This window comes from Streptomyces sp. NBC_00510 (assembly GCA_036013505.1).
Taxonomy (GTDB): domain Bacteria; phylum Actinomycetota; class Actinomycetes; order Streptomycetales; family Streptomycetaceae; genus Actinacidiphila.
In genome coordinates this window covers 39,052-52,183 of the sequence record CP107851.1, presented here as the reverse complement: position 1 = coordinate 52,183, position 13,132 = coordinate 39,052, and the positions used below count along the sequence as shown (strand labels likewise).

The 13,132-nt window shown below is 66.5% G+C and carries 13 protein-coding genes, 1 pseudogene and 1 CRISPR repeat array (1 of these 15 cut by a window edge); of the genes and pseudogenes, 8 read left to right on the top strand and 6 right to left on the bottom strand.

The genetic code is table 11. The features are described 5' to 3' along the window. Nucleotides 1-140: 140 nt before the first annotated feature. Both OG937_00235 and OG937_00230 read right to left on the bottom strand, forming a co-directional pair. Nucleotides 141-1,217, bottom strand: a complete 1,077-nt coding sequence (locus tag OG937_00235) for a response regulator (protein ID WUD70265.1) — start codon at nucleotides 1,215-1,217, stop codon at nucleotides 141-143. Beyond that, nucleotides 1,210-1,455: a hypothetical protein gene (locus tag OG937_00230; GenBank protein ID WUD78586.1), complete on the bottom strand. Its 246-nt coding sequence runs from the start codon at nucleotides 1,453-1,455 to the stop codon at nucleotides 1,210-1,212. Before OG937_00230 ends, OG937_00235 begins: the two co-directional genes overlap by 8 nt. A 695-nt stretch (nucleotides 1,456-2,150) precedes the next feature. Here OG937_00230 and OG937_00225 point away from each other — a divergent pair. The 3 genes and pseudogenes from OG937_00225 (at nucleotide 2,151) to OG937_00215 (ending at nucleotide 3,057) form a co-directional block, all read left to right on the top strand. Next, the gene (locus OG937_00225) at nucleotides 2,151-2,303 is read left to right on the top strand and encodes a thioesterase family protein (GenBank protein ID WUD70264.1); all 153 of its coding nucleotides are present in this window, start codon (nucleotides 2,151-2,153) and stop codon (nucleotides 2,301-2,303) included. A gap of 211 nt (nucleotides 2,304-2,514) precedes the next feature. Further along, the gene (locus OG937_00220; protein WUD70263.1) at nucleotides 2,515-2,802 is read left to right on the top strand and encodes a hypothetical protein; all 288 of its coding nucleotides are present in this window, start codon (nucleotides 2,515-2,517) and stop codon (nucleotides 2,800-2,802) included. A 129-nt stretch (nucleotides 2,803-2,931) separates the two neighbouring features. Continuing rightward, nucleotides 2,932-3,057, top strand: a pseudogene (locus OG937_00215) (transposase). Between the two features lie 73 nt (nucleotides 3,058-3,130). On the opposite strand, the gene OG937_00210 reads toward OG937_00215, so the two are convergent. Next, complete coding sequence (locus tag OG937_00210; protein WUD70262.1) at nucleotides 3,131-4,258, bottom strand: transposase; 1,128 nt, start codon at nucleotides 4,256-4,258, stop codon at nucleotides 3,131-3,133. A 218-nt stretch (nucleotides 4,259-4,476) separates the two neighbouring features. Here OG937_00210 and OG937_00205 point away from each other — a divergent pair, with 218 nt between their 5' ends. Continuing rightward, nucleotides 4,477-5,118, top strand: coding sequence for an IS5 family transposase (locus OG937_00205; protein WUD70261.1), 642 nt, complete (start codon nucleotides 4,477-4,479; stop codon nucleotides 5,116-5,118). Here the strand turns inward: OG937_00205 and OG937_00200 are convergent. Continuing rightward, on the bottom strand, nucleotides 5,084-5,566 hold the full coding sequence (locus OG937_00200) for a hypothetical protein (GenBank protein WUD70260.1): 483 nt from the start codon (nucleotides 5,564-5,566) through the stop codon (nucleotides 5,084-5,086). The two genes, OG937_00205 and OG937_00200, sit on opposite strands and share 35 nt — an antisense overlap. 357 nt (nucleotides 5,567-5,923) lie before the next feature. Here OG937_00200 and OG937_00195 point away from each other — a divergent pair, with 357 nt between their 5' ends. The 3 genes from OG937_00195 to OG937_00185 are packed head-to-tail and all read left to right on the top strand — an operon-like array spanning nucleotide 5,924 to nucleotide 10,153. After that, complete coding sequence (locus OG937_00195) at nucleotides 5,924-6,826, top strand: D-3-phosphoglycerate dehydrogenase (GenBank protein ID WUD70259.1); 903 nt, start codon at nucleotides 5,924-5,926, stop codon at nucleotides 6,824-6,826. 27 nt (nucleotides 6,827-6,853) lie between these two features. Continuing rightward, nucleotides 6,854-7,909 (top strand): aminotransferase class I/II-fold pyridoxal phosphate-dependent enzyme, encoded by a 1,056-nt coding sequence (locus OG937_00190; protein WUD70258.1) that lies wholly within the window; start codon nucleotides 6,854-6,856, stop codon nucleotides 7,907-7,909. A 39-nt stretch (nucleotides 7,910-7,948) separates the two neighbouring features. Further along, nucleotides 7,949-10,153, top strand: coding sequence for a tetratricopeptide repeat protein (locus tag OG937_00185; protein ID WUD70257.1), 2,205 nt, complete (start codon nucleotides 7,949-7,951; stop codon nucleotides 10,151-10,153). Here OG937_00185 and OG937_00180 read toward each other — a convergent pair. After that, on the bottom strand, nucleotides 10,150-11,277 hold the full coding sequence (locus OG937_00180; GenBank protein WUD70256.1) for a glutamate--cysteine ligase: 1,128 nt from the start codon (nucleotides 11,275-11,277) through the stop codon (nucleotides 10,150-10,152). The two genes, OG937_00185 and OG937_00180, sit on opposite strands and share 4 nt — an antisense overlap. A 35-nt stretch (nucleotides 11,278-11,312) precedes the next feature. On the opposite strand from OG937_00180, the gene OG937_00175 reads away from it, so the two are divergent. Continuing rightward, nucleotides 11,313-12,122, top strand: coding sequence for a phytanoyl-CoA dioxygenase family protein (locus tag OG937_00175; GenBank protein WUD70255.1), 810 nt, complete (start codon nucleotides 11,313-11,315; stop codon nucleotides 12,120-12,122). A 158-nt stretch (nucleotides 12,123-12,280) separates the two neighbouring features. Here OG937_00175 and OG937_00170 read toward each other — a convergent pair whose 3' ends face one another. Further along, nucleotides 12,281-12,568: a transposase gene (locus OG937_00170; protein WUD70254.1), complete on the bottom strand. Its 288-nt coding sequence runs from the start codon at nucleotides 12,566-12,568 to the stop codon at nucleotides 12,281-12,283. Between the two features lie 317 nt (nucleotides 12,569-12,885). Then, nucleotides 12,886-13,132: a CRISPR direct-repeat array (repeat unit 28 nt); it runs 1,483 nt beyond the window's last position.

The window sequence follows — 13,132 nt, the reverse complement described above, 5'->3', positions numbered from 1 at the left end:
CTGATGCGGGAGTCCTCCCCGCCGACGGGGGCCGCTGCGAACAAGCCCCTGCTCGCCGCCGCAGAGACGGCGAGGTCTCGAAGCTGCCCGAGTCCATTGAGCAAATGCACTGGAGCATGTTCCCGTTGTTCTCGGTGGCGTTATGAGACGTGTCGCTCCAGGTGGATGGTGGTGAAGACGGCGACCTTGGCGCGCAGGACCCAAGGGTCAAACGGTTTGCCGATGTAGTCGACGGCGCCGGCCGCGTACCCACGGGCTGAGTGCTCCGCGTCCACTCCCATGGCAGTCAGGAAGATGATGGGGACGTCCCGGGTCCGGGGGCGGCGCTTAATATGAGCACAGGTCTCGTATCCGTCCATTCCCGGCATCTGTACGTCCATGATGATGACCGCGAAATCGTCGTAGTCCAAGAGCGCCTTGAGCGCTTCTTGCCCGGACGACACGGTGACCATCTCTTGGTCGAGCGTGGACAAAACAGCAGTCATCGCGAGCAGATTGTCCGGCTGATCGTCGACGATCAGGATCCTGGGCATACCCCGCGGTGTGGCCGGCAGTTTCGCAGTCGCTGCCTCCTGCACTGCGTCCAGTTGGCGTTCGAGCAGATTGCAGCGGTCCTCCGCGGCAGCACGCTGGGCTCGTGCCTCCCTGAGGTCCGCTCCGAGCCGCTCGACTTCCCGCTGCAGCACGTTGCGCTCGGCAATAAGACCGCACACATCGGGATGAGCTGCCGCGAGTTCGTCCGCTCGCTTCCGCTCCTCGTTGCGTTCGGCCTCCAGCTGGTTCAGACGCGTCTGCAGGTCGGCGATCCGCTGCTTCCTGTCCAGCAGCGCATCGCCCAGAACGTCGCCACGAACGCTGGACCGCCGGGAGACCCTGTCGGCGTCGGCCAGTTGCTGCTCCAGGATCTCGGCAGCGTGCTTGGGGGAGGAGGCGGCATCCACGGCCGACCCGTACAACTCGCGGACGAACTCGATGGCCTCGATGGTGACCGCGGTTCCACGGTGCTCGGCGACATCCGCGAAGAGGTCGTTGATGACCTGCCATGGCGGTAACCGGGTGCCGTTCAGGTAGCGCGAGAACGTTCCCGGGTCGCGCTGGCGCCGCGCCGCGTACCGCCGCACGGATACCTCCAGGCCTTCAAACAGCTCCCGCAGAGCCTGAGCAAGAGCACGTGAAGCGTCATTGAGGTCATCTCCCAGAGGCCGCAGCTCACCCATGGCGCTCCCCCTCTGCGACACCGGTGCCCGCAGGCGCCGACGGCTGCACCGCGCTGCTGTCGGAATCAATGAGGCGGTTGAAGAACGGGACAGCCACGCCCGCCACGGTCAGACCCGCGAGCACGCTGCGCGGCGCCCCTTCCCCGGCCAGGGCCGTCAGCCCACCGGCTGCCGCGCCTGCAAGCAAGGCGAGCAGGAACACCAGCGTCGCTCTCAATGACAGCAACGGACGGTCCACCACGTACTCCATTCATGCAACCCACCCCCACAAGAGCGGAACGTGACCCCCATCCAGCCCAGTGCGGATGGGGAGTCCAGAATGAAGCAAGCCCCAGGTGTTGCATCCCGGGATCGGGCAATAGCGGCGGCCAAGTATTCGGCTGCAACGCCCCCTACCCGACTGTGGCGAAACGTCTGCGCTGGTCTACAGACGGGCGCTACCGAACGTTGCCATCGTGTTGCTCTGCAACGGTGCCAACTCCCGCAACGCCGCGAGCCGAGCCGTCACTGCACGCCAGCGCCTTGGCAGCAGGCGCCGTGCAGCCGACCCCAAACGCGCTCAGCGCCGCCGTCCGCGGACCGGCTGGCCCGGCCCGCGGGTAGTGCATGTGTCCGTGCGCTCGCAGGGCATGGTGCGTAGGGCCAGAACAGCCAATCGCTAAACGATTCGCTAAACGATCAACCCCGTTCACCGCCTGAGCGAAGCTCCGTGCCGCCGCCGGGTCGGTGTTGATCAGCGAGTGAGGCGTGCGCAGCCCGTATGCGCCGGCCGTGGGAGCTGCCGCGGGTTGTGGGAGGTGATGCCGTCCAGCTCGGGCCGGTTCGCCATCGTCAGGAGTGCGCAGCCGGACCCGCTGCGCAGCCCGCGGGAGGGTGCAGTAGCGACGTGTGGCGGGGCAGGCGAAGGACAAGGTCGTCCGTTTCTGTCGCCGTATGGAGAACGCTGCCACCGGCGAGGTGGCGGCCGTGATGGTGCTGACCGGAGTCCACATCGACACGGCCGCCCGGCGCTCGTGCCCGATGCCGCCCGAGATCGTCTCGGCGGCGCAGAAGATGGTCGTGCCCGGCTTCGGGCCGGGTGTCTGAACCGCTGCGTCGTGGTGCCGCTCGGGCGGGCACCGGTGCGCCGCTCCTGCCTGAACCGGTCGGTAGCGGTTGGCCGCGTCGGCAGGGGTCCCCGCGCACGTGACCGTGTCGGCTGACTGGTGGGCCGAGTTTCCTCCTTGATCGCTACGATCTTGACCTGATTCGGCCTGACCTGAAGAACGACATTGCGGAAGGAGCGCCCCAGGCTGTCATGGTCTACCGCATACATTTCACGGTTCAGGATCTGGCCCGTACACGTGTGGCCGAGGCGCCGATGCCGCTGCATGAGCTGGAACTTGCAGCGCGAGCCCTGCAGAGCCGCAGCCAGCCTGCCCGGCTCGATGCCTGGCGGCACCGTGCTCGCGCACAGATGTCTGCCCAAGCTCGCGTGGCCCTGGCCCTCATGCCTGCTGTGGGATATTCGCCTGGCTTTCTCAGAAGCCGTTTCCCTATCGATCATGGTGAGCATCGGTTCGAGTGTGGCGACTCGGTCGGGTGATCTTCCGGATGTCCGGGCATGAGGGTAGGGCCTCCTGCACAGCTCATGGGTGTCGAATCCAAGTGAGCAACAGGAGGCCCTGTGCCGCAGTCTTGCGTTCCGGTAGCGGCGGAGTCCAACTCGCTTCCTCTGTCGTGTGCCTGTCTCGCGCACCGGTTCGGGAACGCCGCGGATCGCCCGCACAGGAGGCCGAGGTATCCCTCCGACATGACGGACACGGAGTGGGCCGCGGTGCGCGATCTACTGCCGGTGCCGGGGTGGATGGAGGGCAGGGGCGGGCAGCCGGAGGGCTACTGCCATCGGCAGATGCTCGACCAATGCCACGAAGTTAAGAGCCCCGCGGTGGTGTCAAGGCATCAGGGAGAGTGATCTTGTAGGTGTTCGGCGCGGTGCGGATGAGTCGGCCGTTGCGAGCCCAGTAGCAGAGTTGCGCGGTGAGGCTGCTGAGGGGACGCCCCGAGGTGGGGAGCGCGAGATGCCGCGCGATGTCCCGGGTGTGCATGGCTTGGTTGGAGTTCGCGGCCAAGAGCTGGCAGACCTGGCCCCAGCGTCCTGAGAGGGCTCGGCTTGGGTCCTGCGCGCTGGGCAGGGGTGGTGGGTGCACGGTGATCTCGATGGCGGTGATCGGGGTGCTGTCGCGTGGACGCCCGTCGCGGTTCCAGATGTTGTAGCGGGAGGTTCCGCATTTGACGATGCGGGCGGACAGTCGCATCCGGCGCCTGGGAAGCAGCGCGTGCAGGACGCGGGCGCCGATGTGTTCCACCAGGTCGGAACGGCTGCTCGGCCCTGAGGCTACGGTCGTTCCGACCAGGCTGGCCACCGTGTCGCGGGCGGCTTCCAGAGCGACGGTGAAGCCGGCTCGGTCGGGATCGCAGCCGGGCATTGTCTCCACCGCGGTCACCATGACCGAGCGCAGGGCCTGGTAGAGGGCGAGCAGTCCCCACATCTCCTGGTTGAGACCCACCGGGTCCTTCGAACGTAGAACTCGGCCTTTGAGCAGGGTGTGGCGGAGCGCCAGGTAGGTGATCTCGATCTCCCAGCGCTCGTGGTAGAGACGCACCAGGTGGTCGGCGGGATCGGTGTGGTGGTCGTTGAGCGTGGTCAGCAGGCGGTAGGTCCCGCCGAAGTCGCTGCCGTCGGCGGTGCGGGAGTGGATCTCGGCCTCGATCACCCGCAGCGGGAGGCCCCCGATCCGGGTCAGGTAGGAGCCGTCGGGCAGCAGCGCCAGCACCGGCGGTCGTCGGGTGCTGGTGGCGCGTATCAGGAACTGAGTGCCCTGAGCTGCGATGTCTGCAAGCAGTTCGTTGCTGTCGAAGGCGCGGTCCGCCAGGAGGAGCATGTCCGGGGTCAGGTGACCGACCAGTTCGTGGGCGTAGTCGGTCTCGCCCTTGGATGCGGGGCCGAAGACCGCTGCGATCAGGCCGCGGGTGCCTGTTTCGCACAGGGTCATGAGCATCAGCCGGGGGTAGCCGGTCGGGCCGTAGCGGCGTTCGGTGCGGCCGAGCCAGGACCGGTTGCGCTCGTGGTCGGGGACGGACAGGCTCCCGCAGCCGTCCCCTGGATAGCAGAGGAGGCCCCTCGCATCCCGCCCACGCTTGACACCGCCGCTGGGCTCTTAACTTCGTGGCATTGGATGCTCGACGCGGTCCGCTACCTGGTAGCGGGCGGTATCACGTGGCGGTCGATGCCCGCGGACTTTCCCGCATGGGAAGCGTCTACGCGTTCTGGCGACGGTGGCGGGACCAGGGCCTGATTGGTGAACTGCACGACCGGCTGCGCGACCGCGTCCGCCAGGTCGAGGGCCGCGATCCGGAGCCGACCGCGGGCATCATCGACGCGCAGTCGGTCAAAGGGGCGGCGTCGGTTCCGGCCGCCACGCGGGGCTTCGACGCGGGGAAAAGGATCAACGGACGCAAGCGCCATATCGTGGTCGACACCCTCGGACTGCTACTGGTCGTGATGGTCACGGCCGCTTCGGTGACCGACCGTGAGGCCGCTGGCGGTCTGCTGGCCCGGCTGCGCGAGCGGCACTGGCGCATCTCGTGCGTATGGGCGGACGGCGGTTACACCGGGCATCTGGTCGACGTCGCCCGCGCTGTCTGGCGGATCGCGCTGACCGTGGTCAAGCGCACCGACGACACCCGCGGGTTCACCGTGCTGCCCAAAAGGTGGCTGGTGGAGCGGACGTTCGCGTGGCTGATGCGCTCTCGCCGCCTGGCCCGCGACTACGAGACCCGCACCGACAGCGCCGAAGCGCTGATCCACTGGTCGATGAGCATGGTCATGAGCCGCCGGCTCGCCCGGCGGGGACGCTGAACATCCCCGGATTCTCTTCGACCAGCCAGCCCCGCACGACCAGGCGCTTGGCTTTCGACCGCACGCCCTCGACCTTCGCCGGCACCGGCGCGAGCCCAAGCGCCGCGGCGAGCTGCCGGCAGTCCATCGCCTCCCCGTCCCGGCCGGCCAGGATGTCCATGAGCCGCCGGTAGTCCGGCGCCAGCACCGCCGGGTCGAGGCCTGCCTGCCATGCCGGCACCACCGAACCGGGCACCGCACCCGCCACCGGTACGGGCCGTTCGTCGGACGCGGCAGCGGCCACATTCTCGCGTCCGCGCGGTTCCGCCAGGACCTGGCCGACCGTCTCGCGGGCGGTCACGAACCGCTGCCACGTGGCCTCGGCGTCCCGCAGTTCGGCCTGCTGGATCTCCACCCTTTGACGGGCAGCACGCTCCCGCTCCTCCAACAGCCCCAACACCGACGGCATCTGACACCCCACGCGAAGAAATGACACGACGCGTCATCCCTGCCGCCGAGCCACCGAAATCATGCCTGACCAGCGGAAACGCAGCTACCGCCTTCGGAAAGACAACACCTTCTTAGACCAGGCGTTTCTGTGCTGGTGCCGGTCGGTGGCGGCCGTCTTCATGGTGGCTGCCCATTCGTCGGGGGTGTCGCCGGCGTTTGCATTGCCTCGGCGACGAGGGCCAGGGCCGCGGAGCCATGCGCGTACCTGCCCGGGTGGGCCGTCTATGTCCTCGAACCGCAACAGGGTCAGTCAGGGCTGACACAGTCCAACGTGTCTGTAAGGCTATGGGCACCTGCCACGAGACGGGGAGTCACGTTGACGAAGCCCACTGCCCTGGTGCTCATGGAACGGAGTGGTATCCCCGGCTCTCTGCTTGCCCGGCTGGAGTCCGCAGTGTCGGTGCTCTGGCTGGCGGCCGGGCAGGAGGACACTGCTGACGTGCGGCTGCTTGTCACCGCTAATGCTGAGCTGAACAGTGCATACCTGCGGCGCTTCCCCGTGCTGGGCGGCATTGTCCTCACCGGGACCGCGGCCGACTACGTCGACCTCGACCATTGTCGCGAGCATGGGATCGTAGTCTCCAACACTCCCAGCTACACCGGATCGTCGGTGGCCGAGCACGCACTGGCGCTCGCCCTGGCATCGAACCGGTACCTGCTCCCGCTCGACGCGGCTACCCGTACCGATGCGCGGCCGCCCTCTCCGCTCGCCCGCGAGCTGGCCGGAAAGGTGGCCGGCATCATCGGACTGGGTGAGATCGGCGGCCGGCTGGCCACCCTGCTGCGTGGTCTGGACCTGCGCGTCCTCTTCGTCAACCGTAGCCGCCGCGAGCACCCCGGCGCCGAACAGGTTGAGCTGGACCGACTCCTGATGGAGGCGGATTTCGTCTTCCTAACCCTGCCGCTCACCCCGCAGACCTTCCATCTCCTCGATGCCCAGGCTTTCGCCCTCATGCGCCCGACCGCCCGCGTGGTCAATGTCTCGGCCGACGAACTCATCGACCCGGCACCATTGGCGGCGGCGCTGCGCAACGGCCGGATCGCGGGCGCCGCTCTGGACGTGATCGGTTCGCCGGCGCCGTTCCTCGACCTGCCCAACACCATCCTGACGCCGACGTGCGGCTGGTACACCCAGGAAGCCGTGTATCGGCGAGCCGAGACATGGGTAGAGACGGTGCAGGCTTTCGTGGCGGGCAGCCCGCGGTACGTCGTCAGCTGATCGCCACTCTGGGGGGAGGAGAACGCCGTGGAACGGCAACGGGAGTTGCTGCGGTTACACCGGGAACTGGATTTGCTATCGCGGAACGCGGGCGACGCGGAATTTCTGTCCGGATGGCAGACCAGCCATCCCTTCGCAGAGCACTATCTGCTGCGCGTCCAAGATGGTTCGCCCCGGTCGGTCGAAGAGTACTCGTTTCTGTCGGACTCCGCGGCTCTCACCGAAAGCATCAGGAAGTTCCATCGGACGAGGGATGGTATCGACTACCCGCCCGAGGCCGTATACGCCGCCAGCGGATCGAGCCCCTTGCTGATGGCTTTCTTCCTGCGCCTGCGCGAGCAAGGTGTCAGCGAGGCGTGGTACGTGCCACCCATCTACTACACCTGCTACTACTTCGCACAGAGTGTTGGGATCACCCTGCACCGCCTCGACACGAGCCCACTGCACCATCCCGAAACGCGGCTTCGGCTGCCGCAGCGACCCGCCGTCCTGATTTTTGCCGACCCGATTTGGGTCTTTGGCACGCCCGTGCATCCAGTGCACATCAAGGAGATCGCGGAGTGGCAGCGCCGCTTCGGTTCCGAGGTGCTCGTCGACGGCACGTTCCAGTACACCGCCTGGAACCCGCCGGACCAGGCGGAGGCCACCAGTGAGCTTGACCTGGAGCATACGTTCCGCATCGTATGCCCCACCAAGAGCACGGCGGTCCACGGCTCCCGCTTCGCGTATCTGCTCATGCCCCCGGGGCAGCGCGAGTCGATACGGTATCCCGCCGCAAACCTCACTGGCGCGAGCGGCGCACAGGCTCAGTCCGATGCCTTGCGCCTGATGGAGGTGCTCAATTCCCCGCAGTCTAATCGTGAACTGCGTGAGCACATCGCCACAGTGCACGGAATCCTCTGGGACAAAGGCGTGATCCGGGCTGAGGCCGCCCCACCGTCAGTTACCTACTACACCTTTGCTCACATTGATGAACGACGAGCACGCAGCGCGATCTTGATGGACCAGCGATTCTTCGACCTGACCGGCTTCAACGGTTTCGCCCGTATCAACTTGCTGCACCCGAGCTGGCTTGAGCTGTAAAGATTCGCCTTGCCTCAGCGAAAGGCTACGGTCGCCAACGTGGACATCGCCGCATTCATGGGCACGCTTGTCGGCGTCGGGGGACTGGTGGTTGCCATGCTGCAACTGCGCGTGTCGCAGCGATCACCGACATCGAGCAGTGCCGAGATAGGAAGATCGGTGGCGGGCGCTTCGGTGAGCCCGCCGACAGGACTGTTGCCCGCAGAGGTCCTCGGGAGAGAGGACATTCTCGGTGTCCTGCAGCGCGCTGTGGCACGCCCCAGCGGTTTCGTCGTCCTAGCGGGCATGGGCGGAGTCGGTAAGTCAACGGTGGCGATGGAACTTGCCTGCCGCATCGGCCAGCAGCGCCCGTTTTGGCACCGCACCCGCGAGTGGGTGGTGTGGTGGGTGTCAGCGTCCGATCCAGCGAGCCTCAGCATGGGCGCGGTGTCCATCGCCAAGCAGGCCGGGGGTACTGAGGCCGACATCGAAGCAGTGGCGACGGGTGCCCCGGACGGACCGGATCGGCTCTGGAAACTGTTACGGAACACCCGGTTTCGCTGGCTGCTCGTCTTTGACAACGCCGACGATCCCACGGTGCTGTGCGCGCCGCAGCCCTGGAGACCAGTAGAGGCGAACTGCGTCGCCGGGGGCACCGGATGGGTTCGTGCCAATGGCCGAGGTCTGACCATTGTCACCAGCCGCCTCACGGATCCGGCCACCTGGGGGAACCACGCCGAGATCGAACTAATCCAGCCGTTGCAGGCTGACGCGGCGGCCCGGGTCCTCACACACCTGGCACCCAGTGCAGGCGACATTGCGGCAGCCCGTCGGCTGTCCCAGCAGCTCGGCGGGCTACCGCTGGCACTGCACGTCGCTGGCAGCTACTTGTCCCAGCCGCTGGCAAGATGGAAGACCTTCACCGCATATAGTGACGCGCTCAACGACGGAGAGCCACATTCAGCATTGGCTTTCGCCGGCAGGGCGGCTGAGGCCCGAGGAATGATCATGCGAACCTGGGAACTATCGCTCGACCACCTGGCAGACCACGGGCTGGCGCAAGCCAGGCCGGTACTCCGGATGCTCTCCTGCTTCGCGGCGGTCACGCCGATCCCTGTTGCCCTTCTTGACCCCCAGCTGATGGCCCCGCTCTTCGCCGGCGTCCGCGACGTTGAGGGACAACTCGACCGGGTGCTCGCGGGGCTGATCCAGTTGGGACTGGTCAGTACAACCGAGGCTGACGCCGTGACCATCCACCCCGTGATCGCGAGCTCCTGCCGAACGCACATGGCCGCACCCGGCCCCGATGAACTGGACTCTGCCGTTGTGCGTGCCACCGCCGTTGAGCTGGTCGCGGCCAAGTGCACGGCACTGGATTTCAGCAGTCCGCAGGACTGGCCATGGTTCGCATCGCTAACACCGCACCTGCATGCACTGTTGTCCCTGCCGCTCGAACCGCAAGCGCTGGGCAAGGTGTGTCGCGCTGCCGCGAAGACGTCTCTCTCATACGACTGGAGCGGTGGCCTGCACACGGCAGTCGCCCTCACGACGGCAGCGCTCACGGCTTCGGCCTCGCTCGGCCCCGAGCACGAATCCGTGCTGCGGTTGCAGCAGCAAGCGATCCTGCAACGGGGCCGGAGCGGGTTCTGGGCCGAGGCCGAAGCCGACTTCAACGTACTGGTGGAAATCGAACGGAGGGTGTTGGGCGACAACCATCCAGTGACCCTGTCCACGCTGCATGATCTCGGCCGTTCATACGCGCACGGGGGACGCTGGCAGGAGGCCGAGGCAATGGCCATGGACGTGGTCACGCGGCGCACACAAGTGTTCGGCCACGATCATCCCGCCACCCTCGCCAGCCGGCACCACCTGGCCCGAGCATACGCCGCGCAACACCGTTGGCCCGAGGCGGATGCCACCTTTACCGAGCTGCTCGCCGACGAACGCCGAGTGCTCGGCGAGGAACATCCGACGACCCTGGCAACCCGGGACGGCCAGGCAAGGTCACTGACCGACCAGGAACGCTGGCCCGACGCAGAGGCCGCCTATCAGGAGTTGCTGGAAAGCCGACGCCGCGTGCTTGGCGAGGAGCATCCGACAACATTGACCAACCTCTTCAACCTCGCGCGCGCGATCGAGCGCCAGGGGAGGCGACGGGAGGCGGAGCAGATCTACGGCGAGGTACTGACTTTGCGTCAGCGGGCGCTGGGCGAGCAACACCCAGAGACGGTGGAAACAGAACAAGCGCTGGTGCGGTTGCGCTAGAGGCAGGTCTGTTCCACCACCCAGTGTGCGAGTCGGGGAAGATTGGCCATGGCCCCGCTTGTCGCAGCGCAAGTAGATGGCGCCGCAGCGATCGAGCGCTGCCGGGCAGCGGCCGAGCCGGTCACCCGCAGTCGGTCCAGCGCAGCGAGCACCAAAGTGTAGTCGCCAGCGGCGACGAGTGCCTGCTCTGTGTGTTTGACAAGCCGGTCAACCAGGTGCCAGATCGGGACCCGGACGCGATCCGTGAAGCAGAAGCCACTGCCCTCCAGACCGTCGCGCGCAGCCAGCCAGTGCGCCGCGACAAGCGAGCCGTGATCGGCGCAGGGTGCGGCAACGCCGACCCGGACGTCCCGTACGGCCGTAGCCACGAGCGCACGCGAGAGCGCGGCAAGCAGGACTGTCTCGTCCACGGTCAGGCACACATCGCCAGGTCGGACCTCAATCGTCGGGTAGCTGGCAGAGAGCCTCGCATACCAATAGACCATCCGGTCGTCAAGGGCCGCGCCGGTCGCGATGAGATCGGCAACCAGCTCGTCGTGGTGCGCCAGTGAGCGTATATCCGGCGTCGGCCCGACCGTGGGCCAAGCGCAGATCGTCATCGCCCGCGAGCTGGCATAGCCACTGTCGTGACCATTGATGAAGGGCGAGTTGCTGCACAGAGACTGCAGTACAGGCAGCCATACCCGCAGATGGTTGAGGGCCTCGGCAGCCAATCGACGGTCAGGCACCCCCACGTGGACATGGCAGGCGGACAACCCGCGTGGATCCTCCAACAGACCGAAACTCCGCACGATCTCCCCGTATCGCAGCCCGTCGGCGACCGGAAAGGTCTCGTCCTCCTTGAGGATGCACGCTCCCGCAGCCATGATCCGGCAACCCACCGACTGGGCAGCAGCGTCTAATGCGGATCTCAACTCGCCAAGGCCTTCCCGCAGTTCGTCGAGTCCGGTGCACACTTGCGTCGCGAGCTCGATCTGCGTGGCCCGGGTCTCCATCCTCACACAGGGCCGCAACGTGGTCGGCAGTGCCGCGATCACCTGTCGAGCCACGGGCGCCAGCCGGCACGACTCGGCATCGACGAGGAGAAATTCTTCTTCAACGCCGAACGTGACCGGATTCTCCATGCGGCGGATTCTAATCGGATGTCAGACTGTTTGGCATGTCTGCGCTTCACGGGTACCGGACGGATCACTTCTTCGGCGCGACGATGGCCATGCGCTTTCTGCCCCGGCACTGGCGCGATCGCCGCAGCCGGCGCACTTTACCCTCCTCGCCCGAAGTGCTGCCGCATCTGGAGACGCTGCGACGTGACGGAATCGTCGTGATCCCCGACTTCCTGTCGGGGCAGACGATCAAACGGATGCGTGCCGCCATCCCTCCTCAGGAGCAATTCGACGAGTCACCTGAGGGCGACCGGGCGCTGCTCTACAGTGATGCGGACCGGATCCCTGAGCTGTCCCCGTTCTTCGACTCGGATGTGGTCCGCGGTCTCGCCCGCTCGTATATCTCCGGCCGTGCTGTCGCACACCGGCGCACGATCGGTCTAAAGGTTGTCACCGGTGATTTCATGACCTTCGAGTTCTTCTATCACATGGACACCTGGCGGGCCCGAATGAAGGCCTTCCTCTATCTGGAGGACGTCGGTCCAAGCAGTGCCCCGATGACCTACCTGCGCGGCAGCCATCAGGGGGGTTGGCGGCGGTGGGCCGAGGCGCAGATCGCCCGGGACTATGTAGTCGACAAGCGCGGCTTCGGTGGTGATACGGACATCTGGTACCTGGGCTGCTTCTGGCCCCATGAAGTGGCGCAACTGAAACACGACTACGGCTACATCGACGTATCGTGCACCGGCCCGGCAGGCACTCTGGTGATTTTCGACGGGCGTGGCCTGCACAGGGCTACCCCGCTGGAGTCGGGGCGCAGGCTTATCCTGACCAGCTACTGGATACACGAGGGAGCGCATATTTAGCCCCGATCTTGAGAGACGGGCCGTCGGCTCTTCCGGCGGGGCCGTTTTGACTTCTCAAGAGTGGTGGGCATGCTGGTGGCCCGACTGTCGCGGAGGGCGCCGGGTTTCACGGCTACGGGGTTGTACCAGGTGCTGGACGGGACAGGTGTTGTCGCTGGTCAGCTGGCTTGCAGACACGCGAACGCGGCGTTGATCAGGAGGTAGCGGAGTCGGCCGGTCATGGCGAGGTGGGCCGCAACGGAGAACAGCCGAAGCTGCAGGCGATTGAGCCCCCAGCGTCGGGCGTCGCCGGTGAGAGCGAGCATCGGCGTTCTGGCCAGCGAGTGGAGCGAGACCCGGAGTCTTCGTCGGCGGGGAAGACCCTCTCTCAGCGCCCATCGTTTCCAGCTCCAGTGGATCATCCGCACGATGGCGAGGAGGACAAGCTGGAGCTCGACACCCAGCATAATGAAACGGATCACTCCGCGGCGGGGAGAACCCGAACAGCTTCCGCAGTAGCTCGTCTTCGTTCGGATTACCCCCCGCCTCGGCGGGAAGGGCAGCGAGGAGCAGCCGCGCCGAATTTTGCGGATTACCCCCCGCGGCCGCTGGGAGAAACCCGTACACGAGTTTGAACAGGGCAGCGGGCGGCCCAACCCGGGTCACCCCCACGTCGGCGGGGAGAACAAGGCACCTACCCTGCGCAGAGTTTGAGGATTGGTGTGCCCCTGTGTTCGCGAGGAGAACGGCTGGCACTGCTGACGTGGGCTGCCGGCGACGCTCATCCCCGTGTTGGCCGGGAGAACGCGGGTCAAGTCACTTCCAGGCGGGTGCGTACGGATCACCCCCGCGTCGGCGGGGAGAACGCCCGCCGTATGAGCGTGCGCGGCGGCCGCGACGGATCACTCCCGCGTCGGCGGGAAGGACACGTTCGACGCAACCATAGGCGTCGGCAACAACGGATTACCCCCGCGTCGGCGGGGAGAACCACCCCGGTATCCAAGACGGGACGCAGAACAACGGATCACCCC

Coding starts and splice junctions, on each gene's coding strand:
- OG937_00180 (WUD70256.1), bottom strand. CDS start 11,277: ATGGAGAATCCGGTCACGTTCGGCGTTGAAGAAGAATTTCTCCTCGTC.
- OG937_00210 (WUD70262.1), bottom strand. CDS start 4,258: ATGCTCATGACCCTGTGCGAAACAGGCACCCGCGGCCTGATCGCAGCG.
- OG937_00235 (WUD70265.1), bottom strand. CDS start 1,217: ATGGGTGAGCTGCGGCCTCTGGGAGATGACCTCAATGACGCTTCACGT.
- OG937_00170 (WUD70254.1), bottom strand. CDS start 12,568: ATGCTGGGTGTCGAGCTCCAGCTTGTCCTCCTCGCCATCGTGCGGATG.
- OG937_00175 (WUD70255.1), top strand. CDS start 11,313: ATGTCTGCGCTTCACGGGTACCGGACGGATCACTTCTTCGGCGCGACG.
- OG937_00225 (WUD70264.1), top strand. CDS start 2,151: ATGGAGAACGCTGCCACCGGCGAGGTGGCGGCCGTGATGGTGCTGACC.
- OG937_00200 (WUD70260.1), bottom strand. CDS start 5,566: ATGCCGTCGGTGTTGGGGCTGTTGGAGGAGCGGGAGCGTGCTGCCCGT.
- OG937_00220 (WUD70263.1), top strand. CDS start 2,515: ATGGTCTACCGCATACATTTCACGGTTCAGGATCTGGCCCGTACACGT.